At 68.8% G+C, this 14,079-nt stretch carries 10 protein-coding genes; 8 read left to right on the forward strand and 2 right to left on the reverse strand.

Features of this window, described 5'->3' with window-relative positions:
* Positions 1–25: 25 nt before the first annotated feature.
* Positions 26–1,162, forward strand: a complete 1,137-nt coding sequence (locus G3I60_RS03275; RefSeq protein WP_138351836.1) for an aromatic ring-hydroxylating dioxygenase subunit alpha — start codon at positions 26–28, stop codon at positions 1,160–1,162.
* Here the strand turns inward: G3I60_RS03275 and G3I60_RS03280 are convergent.
* Entirely contained in the window at positions 1,150–1,947 is a 798-nt protein-coding gene (locus G3I60_RS03280) for an IclR family transcriptional regulator (protein WP_138351835.1), read from the reverse strand. The two genes, G3I60_RS03275 and G3I60_RS03280, sit on opposite strands and share 13 nt — an antisense overlap.
* A gap of 151 nt (positions 1,948–2,098) precedes the next feature.
* Between G3I60_RS03280 and betA the strand changes: the two genes are divergently transcribed.
* Complete coding sequence (betA, locus tag G3I60_RS03285) at positions 2,099–3,757, forward strand: choline dehydrogenase (RefSeq protein ID WP_164292305.1); 1,659 nt, start codon at positions 2,099–2,101, stop codon at positions 3,755–3,757.
* Complete coding sequence (locus tag G3I60_RS03290; RefSeq protein WP_164292304.1) at positions 3,754–4,575, forward strand: methylenetetrahydrofolate reductase; 822 nt, start codon at positions 3,754–3,756, stop codon at positions 4,573–4,575. Before betA ends, G3I60_RS03290 begins: the two co-directional genes overlap by 4 nt.
* 52 nt (positions 4,576–4,627) lie before the next feature.
* On the opposite strand, the gene purU is transcribed toward G3I60_RS03290, so the two are convergent.
* Entirely contained in the window at positions 4,628–5,500 is an 873-nt protein-coding gene (gene purU, locus G3I60_RS03295; protein WP_164292303.1) for a formyltetrahydrofolate deformylase, read from the reverse strand.
* Between the two features lie 196 nt (positions 5,501–5,696).
* Between purU and G3I60_RS03300 the strand changes: the two genes are divergently transcribed.
* The 5 genes from G3I60_RS03300 (at position 5,697) to G3I60_RS03320 (ending at position 14,078) form a co-directional block, all read left to right on the forward strand.
* Positions 5,697–7,178, forward strand: coding sequence for an aldehyde dehydrogenase family protein (locus G3I60_RS03300; RefSeq protein WP_138351831.1), 1,482 nt, complete (start codon positions 5,697–5,699; stop codon positions 7,176–7,178).
* A 66-nt stretch (positions 7,179–7,244) separates the two neighbouring features.
* Positions 7,245–8,339, forward strand: coding sequence for a glycine betaine/L-proline ABC transporter ATP-binding protein (locus G3I60_RS03305; RefSeq protein WP_138351830.1), 1,095 nt, complete (start codon positions 7,245–7,247; stop codon positions 8,337–8,339).
* Positions 8,339–10,363, forward strand: coding sequence for a proline/glycine betaine ABC transporter permease (locus G3I60_RS03310; protein ID WP_164292302.1), 2,025 nt, complete (start codon positions 8,339–8,341; stop codon positions 10,361–10,363). Before G3I60_RS03305 ends, G3I60_RS03310 begins: the two co-directional genes overlap by 1 nt.
* Positions 10,364–10,385: 22 nt before the next feature.
* Positions 10,386–11,378, forward strand: coding sequence for an ABC transporter substrate-binding protein (locus G3I60_RS03315; protein ID WP_138351828.1), 993 nt, complete (start codon positions 10,386–10,388; stop codon positions 11,376–11,378).
* A gap of 252 nt (positions 11,379–11,630) precedes the next feature.
* Entirely contained in the window at positions 11,631–14,078 is a 2,448-nt protein-coding gene (locus tag G3I60_RS03320) for an FAD-dependent oxidoreductase (RefSeq protein WP_164292301.1), read from the forward strand.
* Position 14,079 lies beyond the last annotated feature (1 nt).

A 14,079-nucleotide genomic window follows, 5' to 3' on the forward strand; every position in this document is an offset into this window, starting at 1 on the left:
CACAACGTCCCCGGGGAGTGCCCACGTGACATCGACCAGCCTGCCGGACAGCCTGATCGCCACCCTCCCCGGCTCCTGCTACACCGATCCGGAGGTCTTCGCCCAGGAGCAGGAACGGATCTTCGAGACGATGTGGTTCTGCGTCGCGCGCGCCTCGGAACTCGCCAGGCCCGGCGCCTTCCGGACGGTCGAGGTGGGCCGCGAGAGCATCCTCGTCGCCCGCTCCCGCGACAACGCGATCCGCGCCTTCTTCAACGTGTGCCGGCACCGCGGTGCCAAGCTCCGCACCGAGGAGTCCGGCGAGGTCAGCCGGGCCTTCCAGTGTCCCTACCACGCCTGGACGTACGACCTCACCGGCAAGCTGATCGCCGCGCCCAACCTCACCAAGATGCCGGACGTCGGCCGTACCGAGTACGGCCTGGTGGGTGTGCACGTACGCGAATGGCTCGGCTATGTGTGGGTCTGCCTGGCCGAGGAGCCGCCCAGCTTCGAGGAGCAGGTCATCGGCGCGGTCGTGGAGCGGCTGGGCGATGTGGAGCCGATCGAGCACTACGACATCGACAACCTCGCGGTCGGCAAGCGGATCGTCTACGACGTCAAGGCGAACTGGAAGCTCATCATCGAGAACTTCATGGAGTGCTACCACTGCGCGACGATCCATCCCGAACTCACCGAGGTGCTACCGGAGTTCGCCGACGGCTACGCCGCCCAGTACTACGTCGGCCACGGCGCCGAGTTCGGTTCGGACATCCAGGGTTTCACGGTCGACGGCACCGAGGGCCTGGACCGGATACCCGGTGTGTCCCCCGACCAGGACCGCCGCTACTACGCGATCACCGTCCAGCCGCAGGTCTTCATCAACCTCGTGCCGGACCATGTCATTTTCCACCGGATGTACCCGGTCGCCGCCGACCGCACGATCGTCGAGTGCGACTGGCTCTACCTCAAGGACGTCGTGGACAGCGGCAGGGACGTCAGCCGCTCCGTCGAGCTCTTCGACCGCGTCAACCGGCAGGACTTCGACGCCTGCGAGCGCTGCCAGCCCGCCATGAGCTCCCGCCTGTACGCCAAGGGTGGCGTCCTGGTCCCCAGCGAGCACCACATCGGCGCCTTCCACGAGTGGGTCCAGGAGCGGCTGGGGACGGCTCCTCAGCCGAGGTAGCCCATCCGGTGGCTGATCTCCGCCGCTCCCCTGATCAGTGTCGGTGCCAGCTCGTGCATCCGCTCCTCGGTGAAGCGGTAGGACGGCCCGGACACGGTGACCGCCGCGATGACCTCGCCGTCGCGGGAGCGGACGGGCGCGGCCATGGCGTGCAGGCCGACCTCCAGCTCCTCCAGGGTCCAGGCGTAACCGCGCTCCCTGGCCTCGGCGAGGTTCTTCTCCAGCTTCGTCTTCGAGGTCAGGGTGTGCGGGGTGAGCTTCTCCAGGCCCGCGTCCATGATCAGCTCGGCGCGCTCCCTTGCGGGCAGGTGGGCCAGCAGGATCTTGCCGCTGGACGTGGCGTGCAGCGGGGTCAGCTGGCCGACCCAGTTGTGCGCGCTGACGGCGGCCGGGCCGCGCACCTGGAAGAGGTTGATCGCGAACTGCTTCTCCATGACCGCGATGTTGACGGTCTCCTCGAGCTCCTCGGCCAGCCGTTCGCAGACCGGGCGTCCCTGCTGGGTGATGTCGATCCGTCCGGTGACGGCGCCGGCCAGCCGGACGATCCCGAAGCCGAGCCGGTACTTGCCGCGCTCGGCGGCCTGCTCCACCAAACCGCGCGCTTCCAGGGCGCCCAGCAGCCGGAAAGCGGTCGACTTGTGCACGTCGATCTCCGTGGCCACTTCGCTCACTCCGGCCTCGCCGCGCTGAGCCAGGATCTCCAGGACGCTGATCGCGCGGTCGACGGACTGGACGCCGCCGGTCTGCGACCCGGCAGTTTCGTTATCTGCGCTGAAGTTGCTCATAGCGGAACTATACGCGCGGTAAACAACAGACCGGGGGAAGCGAAAGGGAGGCGATGGCTCTCCAAGTTGCGTGGCACGCAACCTGGTGCGTATGGCGCTACTCGTACTAGCATGCCTCGCGTATCGACGGCGCGAGCGAGACGAGACAGCCATGGCTCCCTTGCAGTACGACTTCGTCATCGTCGGCGGCGGCTCGGCCGGCAGCGCGCTGGCCAACCGGCTCTCCGCCGAACCGGCCAACCGCGTGCTGGTGCTCGAAGCCGGCCGCTCCGACTACCCGTGGGACATCTTCATCCAGATGCCCGCCGCCCTCACGTTCCCCATCGGCAGCCGCTTCTACGACTGGAAGTACGAGTCCGAGCCCGAGCCCCACATGGGCGGCCGCCGCGTCTACCACGCACGCGGCAAGGTCCTCGGCGGCTCCAGCAGCATCAACGGCATGATCTTCCAGCGCGGCAATCCGCTGGACTACGAGCGCTGGGCCGCGGACCCGGGGATGGAGAAGTGGGACTACTCCCACTGCCTGCCCTACTTCCAGCGCATGGAGAACTGCCTTGCCGCCGACCAGGACGATGAGTTCCGAGGCCACGACGGCCCGCTCGTCCTCGAACGCGGACCCGCGTCCAGCCCGCTCTTTCCCGCGTTCCTCGCGTCCGTCCAGGAAGCCGGCTACCCGCTCACGGACGACGTCAACGGCTACCGCCAGGAGGGCTTCGCCGCCTTCGACCGCAACGTCCACCGCGGGCGTCGGCTGTCCGCCTCCAAGGCCTATCTGCACCCCGTCATGAAGCGGCCCAACCTCACCGTCAGGACCCGGGCGCTCGTCACCCGCGTCCTGTTCGAGGGCAAGCGCGCGGTCGGCGTGGAGTACCAGCGCGGTCGCGGCAAGCCGCAGCGGGTACGGGCCGGCGAGGTCATCCTCTGTGGCGGTGCCATCAACTCACCCCAGCTGCTGCAGCTCTCCGGTGTCGGCAAGGCGGAGGAGCTGCAGGATCTGGGCATCGAGGTCGTCCACGATCTGCCGGGCGTCGGCGAGAACATGCAGGACCACCTTGAGGTCTACGTGCAGTACGCCTGCAAGCAGCCGGTCTCCATGCAGCCGTACATGAAGAAGTGGCGCTATCCCTTCATCGGCCTGCAGTGGCTGTTCCGCAAGGGTCCGGCCGCCACGAACCACTTCGAAGCCGGAGGCTTCGCCCGCAGCAACGAGGACGTCGACTACCCCAACCTGATGTTCCACTTCCTGCCGATCGCGGTCCGGTACGACGGTTCCTCGCCGGCGGGCGGGCACGGCTACCAGGTGCACGTCGGGCCCATGTACTCCGACGCCATCGGCTCGGTGAAGATCAAGAGCAGGGATCCGCGCGAGCATCCGGCGCTCCGCTTCAACTACCTGTCGACCGAGCAGGACCGGCGGGAGTGGGTCGAGGCGATCCGGGTGGCCCGCAAGCTGCTCAACCAGCCCGCCATGGAGCCGTACAACGCCGGGGAGGTCTCGCCCGGGCCGTCGGTCGCGACGGACGAGGAGATCCTGGACTGGGTCGCCAAGGAGGGCGAGACGGCCCTGCATCCGTCCTGCACCTGCAAGATGGGGACCGATGCGATGGCGGTCGTGGACCCGGACAGCCTGCGGGTGCACGGCGTGCAGGGCCTGCGCGTCGTGGACGCGTCCGTCATGCCCTACGTCACCAACGGCAACATCTACGCCCCCACGATGATGATCGCCGAACGGGCCGCCGACCTCATCCTCGGCAAGGACCCCCTGCCCCCCTCCAAGGCGGCGTACTACCGCCACCGCGACCCGCGGTGAGGACGCTTCTGCAGCGGGTCCGCTACGAAGTCCTGCCGGCCGGCCCCACCGAGGACCAGGTCCTCGCCCATGTCCCGCGCGACGTGGTGATCACCGTCACCGCGTCGCCGGTCAAGGGCCTCGACCCCACTCTGGACCTCACCGTCCGGCTCGCGGGCCATGGCTACCGCGTCGTCCCGCATGTGCCCGCGCGCCTCCTGCGCGACGGTGCGCACGTCGCGGAGATCGCCGACCGGCTCCGGGCCTCCGGCGTCGAGGACGTCTTCGTGCCGGCCGGCGACGCGAACCCCTCGGCGGGTGCGTACGAGGGGGCCCTGCCCGTGCTGCGGCAGTTGAGCGAGCTGGGCAGCCCCTTCCGTCATGTCGGCATCACCGGCTATCCCGAGCGGCATCCCCTGATCGACGACGACATCACCATTCAGGCCATGTGGGAGAAGCGCGTCCACGCCACGTACATCGTCAGCAACCTGTGCTTCGACCCGCAGGTCCTGGGGGAGTGGGTCGGGCGCATCCGGCGCCGCGGCGTGGCCCTGCCCGTCCATGTGGGGGTGGCAGGGCCCGTGGAGCGGACGAAGCTGCTCGCCATGGCCACCAAGATCGGCGTCGGCGAGTCGACGCGCTTCCTGGCCCGGCACGCCTCGTGGTTCGTCCGCCTCTCCGCGCCCGGCGGCTACTCGCCGGAGCGGTTCCTCACGCGCACCGCGCCCGCGCTGACGGCGCCCTCGGCGGTGGTGGCGGGGCTGCACGTCTTCACGTTCAACCAGATCGCCGAGACCGAGCGCTGGCGCCGCGCGATGCTCGAGCGCGCCGACAACTGATGCGTTCCGCACCACCCCTGCGAGGGTGCCCGCGCGCTCGCACGACGTGGCGTCAGCGGAAGACCACCGTGCGGTTTCCATCGATCATGACGCGGTTCTCGCTGTGCCATTTCACCGCGTGCGCGAGTACCTGCGCCTCGACATCGCGGCCCACGGTCACCAGCTCCTCCGGGTCGAGCGAGTGGTCGACCCGGACCACGTCCTGCTCGATGATCTGCCCTTCGTCCAGCTCCGGGGTGACGTAGTGCGCGGTCGCCCCGACCAGCTTGACCCCGCGGTCGTACGCCTGGTTGTAGGGACGTGCGCCCTTGAAGCTCGGCAGGAAGGAGTGGTGGATGTTGATCGCCCGCCCCTCCAGCTGCTTGCACAGATCATCGGAGAGGACCTGCATGTAGCGGGCCAGCACCACCAGCTCGATGTCCAGCTCACGCACCAGCTCCAGCAGCCGCGCCTCCGCCTCGGCCTTGGTCTCCCGCGTCACCGGCACGTGCAGGAACGGCACGCCGTAGGTGTCCGCGAGTGCTTCGAACTCCCGGTGATTGGAGACGATCGCCGGGATCTCGATGTTGAGCGCGCCGGTCCGCTGCCGGAAGAGCAGGTCGTTGAGGCAGTGCCCGAACTTGGACACCATGATCAGCGTGCGCGTCGGGGTGGCCGCGTCCCGCAGCGTCCACCTGATCCCGTACGCCTCGGCGACCGGGCCGAATCGGGAACGCAGAGTTTCCAGACCTGTGTCCGGATCGGAGATGTCGAAGTGGACCCTCATGAAGTACCGGCCCTTGAGCCGCTCGTCGAACTGCTGGCTCTGCAGGATGTTGCCGGAGTTGCGTACGAGGAAGCCGCTCACCGCGTGGACGATGCCGGCCCGGTCCGGGCACGCGAGGGTGAGGACGTACTCGTGGCCGGGTTGTGGGCGAGGGGACATATGCGACCTCCGCTGGTGCGTAATGAGCAACAGAGTGAGTGATACGCAACATGGTCCAGTCCCGTAAGGCCTGCGGTCAAGAGGTGAAGCCCGCAGGTATCAACCCCTTGACGCGCGCCACCCGTTCGGCCAGGGTGTTCCACCACAAGCAATTCGATGCGCTATGCGCAACGGATTCGTCTGAAGGGCTCATCGCGTGGCGGACCTGTATCTGGACGGTGAGTGGCGCGACCCGGTTGCGGGCGGCCGCCGGGAGATTCGCTGCCCAGCCGACGGCACGCTCGTCGCGAGCGTGGGCGAGGGGATGCGGGCCGACACCGAGGCCGCGATCCTCGCAGCACGCCGTGCCTTCGACTCGGGACCGTGGCCGGGCACGCCGGAGCGCGAGCGCGGGGCGCTGCTCCTTCGCGTGGCGGACATCCTGGAACGGGACGCGAAGGAATTCGCCAGGGCCGAATCGCTCGACACGGGCAAGCGGCTCGTGGAGAGCGAGTACGACATCGCGGATGTCGTCTCCTGTTTCCGTTACTACGGCGGGGTCGCGGGCACCAGCGCGGGCCGGGTCATCGACACGGGCCGCGACGACGCCATCAGCCGGGTCGTCCACGAGCCGATCGGTGTCTGCGGCCTGATCACCCCCTGGAACTACCCTCTTCTTCAGGCCTCCTGGAAGGTCGCGCCGGCCCTCGCCGCGGGCAACACCTTTGTCCTGAAGCCCAGTGAGCTGACCCCGTCCACCTCGATCCTGCTCATGCGGGCGCTGGAGGAGGCCGGGCTCCCCGCGGGGGCCGCCAACCTCGTCCTGGGCACCGGGCCGGAGGTGGGGGCGCCGCTGTCCGAGCACCCGGATGTGGACATGGTGTCCTTCACCGGCGGGCTGGAGACCGGAAAGCGGATCATGGCCACGGCCGCCGCGACGGTGAAGAAGGTCGCGCTGGAGCTGGGCGGCAAGAACCCCAACGTCATCTTCGCCGATGCCGACTTCGAGACGGCCGTGGACTTCGCGCTCACGGCCGTCTTCCTGCATTCGGGCCAGGTCTGCTCGGCCGGCGCCCGGCTGATCGTCGAGGACTCGCTGCACGACGCCTTCGTCGATGAGGTCGTACGCCGCGCGCGGCAGATCCGCCTCGGCGGACCCTTCGACGCCGCGGCCGAGACCGGCGCGCTGATCTCCGCCGCCCACCGCGACAAGGTCGAGGCCTATGTCGCCGCCGGCATCGCCGAAGGCGCCGTCCTGCGCTGCGGCGGCGCCCGCCCGGACGACCCCGCGCTCGCGGACGGCTTCTACTACCCGCCGACCGTTCTCGACGAGTGCACCCAGGACATGCGCGTGGTGCACGAGGAGTCCTTCGGCCCGGTGCTGACCGTCGAACGCTTCAGCGGCGGCGAGAACGCCGAGGACGAAGCCGTACGCATCGCCAACGACACGGATTTCGGACTGGCCGGTGCCGTCTGGACACAGGACGCGGGCAAGGCGCAGCGAGTCGCCCGCCGGCTGCGCCACGGCACCGTATGGATCAACGATTACCACCCCTATGTGCCGCAGGCGGAGTGGGGTGGGTTCGGGCAGTCGGGCGTGGGCCGGGAGCTGGGACCTGCCGGCCTGGACGAGTACCGCGAGCCCAAGCACATCTGGCAGAACATCCAACCGCGGCCGCAGCGCTGGTTCCGCAGCTGAAGCGCACCGGGCCGGAGACCTGAAGCCCGGAAGGCCGAACACCTGAAGCATGGAGAGAGGTCGACAGTGATCCCAGCACAGACCGAGGTGTCGCGGCGGCGCGACAGGTCCCAGGACCCGGATCAGGACCGGACCCCGGTCATCTCCGTGCGCGGGCTGTGGAAGGTGTTCGGGCCGAAGGCCGAAAAGGTGCCGCAGTCCGAGGAGTTGTGCGGCCTGTCGCGCCGTGAGCTCATGGACCGTGCGGGATGCACGGCGGCGGTGCGGGACGTGAGCTTCGACGTGTCGCCCGGCGAGGTCTTCGTGGTCATGGGCCTGTCCGGCTCGGGCAAGTCCACCCTGGTGCGATGTCTGACCCGGCTGATCGAACCGACCGCCGGCCAGGTCGTCTTCGAGGGCGAGGACATCCGCGACGCCGACCCCAAGCGCCTGCGGGAGCTTCGCCGGCACAAGTTCTCCATGGTCTTCCAGCACTTCGGGCTGCTGCCGCACCGGTGCGTGGTGGACAACGTCGCGTACGGCCTGGAGATCCGCGGCATGGGCAAGGCGCAGCGCACCAAGCGCGCGCTGGAGGTCGTCGAGCTGGTGGGCCTGTCCGGCTACGAGAACTCCTACCCCGACCAGCTCTCCGGCGGTATGCAGCAGCGCGTCGGCCTCGCGCGGGCGTTGGCCGGCGATCCGGATGTGCTGCTCTTCGACGAGCCGTTCTCGGCGCTGGACCCTATGATCCGGCGGGACATGCAGAACGAGGTCATCCGGCTGCACCACGAGGTCGGCAAGACCATGGTCTTCGTCACCCACGACCTGTCCGAGGCGCTCAAGCTGGGCGACCGCATCCTGATCATGCGCGACGGCAAGACGGTCCAGTGCGGTACGGGCGACGAACTGGTCGGCGCTCCCGCCGACGACTACGTCCGCGACTTCGTGAAGGACGTGCCGCGTGCCGATGTCCTGACGCTGCGCTGGATCATGCGCCCGGCGGGGCCGGACGACGATCTCGACGGACCCGAATTCGGCCCGGACGTGGTGGTGCGGGACGCCACCAGGGCGGTGTTCGAGGCGGTGAAGCCGGTCAAGGTCGTCGAGAACGGCAAGCTGCTGGGTGTCGTCGGCGACGAGGAGATCCTCGCGGTGATCGCGGGCGTGGAAGGCGGCGCGTGATGGCCGTCGTCGCCCAGGCGCCCAGGCGACTGGGGGCGATCCGCGCCATCCCGCGCCGGTTCGTCGTCGCCGGGATACTGGCCCTCTGGCTGCTGATCTTCGCCGTGTTCCGCGGCCACCAGACGCTCGCGCTGGCGGCGGCCGACCTGACCGGTCTGCACCGCTGGTTCAACGACGTCAACGACTCGATCGGCGCCGACCGCAACAGCAATCCGCTCTTCCTCTACTTCTTCAACGAGATCCGGCTGGTCATCGACAACCTGGTGACCTTCATCCAGTCGCTGATCTCCCAGCCCTCGAGCGGTCGCGGAGTCCCGCAGATCGGGTGGCTCGGTGTCGTCGGCATCGTCGGCTACCTCTCCTGGGCCCTGGGCAACGTGCGGGTCGCGCTGCTCGCCATGGCCGGCTTCACCTTCTTCGGGCTGCAAGGCCTGTGGCAGGAGAGCATGGACACCCTGGCCCTGACGCTCTCGGCGGTCTTCGTCTCGCTCCTCATCGGCATCCCGCTCGGCGTGTGGGCCGGGATGTCCGACCGGGCCAACCGGATCATGACGCCGTTCCTGGACTTCATGCAGACGATGCCGACCTTCGTCTATCTCGCCCCGCTCACGCTGTTCTTCCTCATCGGGCCGGCCTCCGCCACGATCGCCACGCTGATCTACGCGGCGCCTCCCGCGATCCGTATCACCGCGCACGCCATTCGGTCCGTGCCGGCGACGACGGTCGAGGCGGCCTATTCGCTGGGCTCGACGCGGCGCCAGACGCTCACCAAGGTGCTCCTGCCGATGTCCAAGCGGACCGTGGTGATGGGCATCAACCAGACCATCATGGCCGCCCTGGCCATGGTCACCATCGCCGCGCTGATCGACGCACCCGGGCTCGGCAAGACCGTGGTCAAGGCGTTGCAGTCGCTGGACGTCGGCACAGCGTTCAACGCTGGTCTCGCCATCGTCGTCATGGCCATCGTCCTCGACCGCGTTACGACGGCGGCGAGCGAGCGCAGCGCGACCGGGGTCCCCTCAGCAGAGGGGAGCGGCCGGGCTCCCGGTCGCCTGGGCGGCCCGTTCGTGAAGTGGCGCCGGCATCTGCTGGTGGCGGGCGGCGTGGTGGCCGCGGTCCTGGTGTATCTGTCGCACACCTACGTGTGGGCGGCGGAGTTCCCCGGCGAGGGCAGTACCGGCAGCACCATCGCCAGTGCGGCGGACACCGTGACCACCTGGGCGCAGGACCACCTCTCCGGCATGACGAACGCCCTGCGTGACGCCGTCACCAACGGTCTGCTCAACCCCTTCCAGTCGCTGCTGACCGACTCCCCGTGGTGGCTGGTCGGCGCCGTCCTGGTCGCCGTCGGAGCCGTGCTGGGCGGCCGGCGGGCCGGAGTGACGGCCGGGGTGTGCGTGGCCCTGCTCGTCGGCACCGGCATGTGGTCGGACAGCATGACGACGCTGGCGTCGACCGCCGTGGCGACGGTGCTGGTGATGGCCCTCGGGGTCGTGGTGGGCGTCTGGATGGGGCGCAGCCCTATGGCCGACCGGCTCATCCGGCCCACTCTGGATGCGGCGCAGGTCATGCCCCCGTTCGTCTATCTGGTGCCGTTCCTCGCGCTGTTCGGGGCGACCCGGTTCACCGCGATCGTCGCCGCGGTCGTCTATGCGGCGCCCGTCACGATGAAGATCATCGCGGACGGGGTGCGGGCCGTGCCGGAGACCACCGTCGAGGCGGCCACGGCTGCCGGGTCCAATACCTGGCAGATCATCACCAAAGTCCAACTGCCGATGTCACGCAGCGCCCTGGCTCTCGCTGTCAACCAGGGCCTGATCTACGTGCTGTCGATGGTTGTAGTGGGCGGCCTGGTCGGTGCGGGCGCCCTCGGCTACGACGTCGTAGCCGGTTTCTCGCAAGGAGAGCTGTACGGCAAGGGGCTGGCGGCGGGACTCGCCATCGTGCTGCTCGGCGTCATGTTCGACGGGATCACACAGGCGGCGGCGCGCCGTACCACGGCGGTGAACGGCCGTCGGCACTAGGCAGTCAAAAGGAGCACGACACATGGCAATACACCTCGTCGCGGGTACCCGTCCCGCGAGATGGCGCGCCGGCGCGGCCGGACTGACCGTACTGGGTCTCGCCCTCACCGCCTGCGGCGGTGCCAAGGTCGGTGACACCCCCTCCGCCGCGGGCAGCAGCTCCGGCGGTAAGTGCGGCACCTTCAATCTCGCCGTCAACCCGTGGGTCGGCTACGAGGCGGACGCGGCGGTCGTCGCCTACGTCGCGGAGCACAAACTCGGCTGTACGGTCAAGAAGAAGGACCTCAAGGAGGAGGTCGCGTGGCAGGGCTTCGGGACCGGTGAGGTCGACGCGGTCCTGGAGAACTGGGGCCATGACGACCTGAAGAAGAAGTACATCACCGATCAGAAGACCGCCGTGGCGGCCGGCCCCACCGGCAACAACGGGGTCATCGGCTGGTACGTACCGCCGTGGCTGGCGAAGAAGTACCCGGACATCACCAGTTACAAGAACCTCAACAAGTACGCGTCGCAGTTCAAGACCTCGGAGTCGGGCAGCCAGGGCCAACTGCTGGACGGCGACCCGTCGTACGTCACCAACGACGCGGCGCTGGTGAAGAATCTGAACCTGAACTTCAAGGTGGTGTACGCGGGCAGCGAGACCGCGCTCATCCAGGCCTTCCGGCAGGCCGAGAAGAAGCAGGAGTGGATCCTCGGCTACTTCTACGAGCCGCAGTGGTTCCTCTCCGAGGTGCCGCTGGTCAAGGTCGACCTGCCCCCGTACAAGGAGGGCTGCGACGCCGTCGCGGCGGCGGTCGCCTGCGACTATCCCGTGTACGACCTGGACAAGATCGTCAGTACCAAGTTCGCCGCGTCGGGCAGTCCGGCCTACAGCCTGGTCAAGAGTTTCTCGTGGACCAATGACGATCAGAACCTCGTCGCGAAGTACATCGCCGTCGACAAGATGTCGGACGAGGCGGCTGCGAAGAAGTGGGTCGAGGCCAATGGCGACAAGGTGGCCGCCTGGCTGAAGTGACCTGTCGGGTGGCGGGAGAAACGTTCCGTCGGCGACCTCCCGGACGACGTCCGGGGGAGCCCCACCTGACCACCGGCGTGACGCACGCCGGCGAGAGCACACCGCAGTGCCCGGAGAGCTGTTCCGACAGCCCTCCGGGCACTGTCGTTTGCCCCCTTGACACCTCCCGGAGGGACCGGCACATTGAGTTGCGCAACCTGAAGCTTGTTGCGCTGAAAGCAACTCGGACTGCTGTAAGGCGGAGGTGCGGCGATGGCGGGACCCCGAGTGGTCATCATCGGAGCGGGCGTCGTGGGAGCGGCGCTGGCGGACGAACTGTCGGCCGCGGGCTGGACGGAGATCACGGTCGTCGACCAGGGCCGGCTCCCCGCCACCGGAGGCTCCTCGTCGCACGCCCCGGGTCTGGTCTTCCAGACCAACTCCTCCAAGACGATGACCGAACTCGCCCGCTACACCGTCGAGAAGTTCTGCTCCCTCGACGTCGACGGCCAGCCCTGCTTCCTCCAGGTCGGCGGCCTCGAAGTGGCCACCACGACCGACCGCCTCACCGAACTCCACCGCCGCCACGGCTGGATCACCGCCTGGGGCGTCGAAGCCCGGCTGCTGAGCTCCGAGGAGTGCGTGGAACTCCACCCGCTCGTGGACCCCTCGCGAGTCCTCGGCGGGCTGCTGGTGCCCACGGACGGCCTCGCCAAGTCCGTGCTCGCGGTCGAGGCGCAGATCCGGCGGGCGAAGGAGCGCGGTGTCCGTTTCCTCGCCCGCCACGAAGTCCTCGACGTGCTGCAGAGCGACGGAAGCGTCAGCGGCGTCCGCACCGACCAGGGCGAGATCCCCGCCGACATCGTCGTGTGCTGCGCCGGCATCTGGGGCCCGAAGATCGCCCGCATGGTCGGCATGAACCTCCCGCTCACCCCGCTCGCCCACCAGCTCGCGTGGACCGGCCCGGTGCCCGCCCTGGAAGGCCAGACGGAGGAGGCCGTCCGCCCGATCCTGCGCCACCAGGACGCCGACCTCTACTACCGCGACCGCTTCGACCGCATCGGCATCGGCTCCTACGGTCACCGCCCGATGCCGGTCTCCGTCGACGACATCCGCTCGGTGCAGGCAGCGGACGCGGCCGACGAGATGCCGTCGGTGCTGAAGTTCACCGAGGGCGACTTCGCGGACGCCTGGACCGAGACGCAGTCCCTCCTCCCCGCCACCCGCGAAGCCAAGATCGAGGAGGGCATCAACGGCCTGTTCTCCTTCACCACCGACGGGCTTCCCCTCCTGGGCGAGTCACCGGAGGTGAAGGGCTTCTGGGTCGCCGAGGCCGTCTGGGTCACCCACTCCGCCGGCGTGGCGCGGGCCGTCTCCGAATGGCTGGTCGACGGATACTGTTCCTCCTTCGACCTGCACGAGTGCGACGTCAACCGGTTCGAGCCGCACCAGCTCTCCCCGGAGTACGTCCTCGCCCGCGACTGCCAGAACTTCGTCGAGGTGTACGACATCCTCCACCCGCTCCAGCCGCCGGGCGCCCCCCGCCCGATCCGCACCAGCCCCTTCTACGGACGGCAGCAGGAGCTCGGTGCTGTCTTCCTCGAGGCGAACGGCTGGGAGCGCCCCCAGTGGTACGAGGCCAACGCCGCACTGGTCGAGGGCCGTTCCATCCCCACCCCCAACGACTGGGCCGCCCGCTACTGGTCCCCGATCGTCGGCGCCGAGGCCCAGACCACCCGCGAGACCGTCGCGATGTACGACATGACGGCCCTCAAGCGCCTGGAGGTCAGCGGACGCGGCGCGGCGGCCTTCCTGGAGCGGCTGTCCACCGGCAAGATCGACAAGTCCGTCGGCTCGGTGACGTACACGCTCCTCCTGGACGAGGACGGTGGCATCCGCAGCGACGTCACGATCGCCCGCCTCGCCCGTGACCTCTTCCAGGTCGGCGCGAACGGCAATCTCGACCACGACTGGTTCACCCGCCACCTCCCGGACGACGGTTCGGTCGCCGTCCGCGACATCACCCCCGGCACCTGCTGCATCGGCCTGTGGGGCCCGCTCGCCCGCCAGGTCCTGCAGCCGCTGGCCGACTGCGACTTCTCCAACGACGGCCTGAAGTACTTCCGCGCCAAGCGCGCCCACATCGGCTCCGTGCCGGTCACAGCGATGCGGCTGTCGTACGTCGGCGAACTCGGCTGGGAGCTCTACACCACGGCCGACCACGGCCTGAAACTCTGGGACACGCTGTGGGCCGCCGCCCGGCCGCTCGGCGGCATCATCGCCGGCCGCGGTGCCTTCAACAGCCTGCGCCTGGAGAAGGGTTACCGCTCCTTCGGAACCGACATGACCTACGAGCACGACCCCTACGAAGCCGGCGTCGGCTTCGCCGTCAAGCTCGACAAGCCCGACTTCATCGGCAAGACGGCCCTCGAGCGTCGCAAGGCGGAGGTGAAGCGCCGCCTGACGTGCCTGACGATCGACGACCCGTCCGCCGTCGTCATGGGCAAGGAACCCGTCTACGACGGCGACCGCCCCGTCGGCTACGTCACCAGTGCCTCCTACGGGTACACCATCGGCAAAGGCATCGCCTACACCTGGCTCCCGGCCGAGCTCGCCACCCCCGGGCGTGTGCTGCACGTCGGCTACTTCGATCAGCGGGTCGCCGCGCAGGTCGCCGACGAGCCGCTGTTCGACCCGTCCATGTCCCGCCTCCGCGGCTAGT

Origin of the sequence: Streptomyces sp. SID13666, from assembly GCF_010548325.1 — a bacterium.
GTDB classification, from domain to species: Bacteria; Actinomycetota; Actinomycetes; order Streptomycetales; family Streptomycetaceae; genus Actinacidiphila; species Actinacidiphila fildesensis.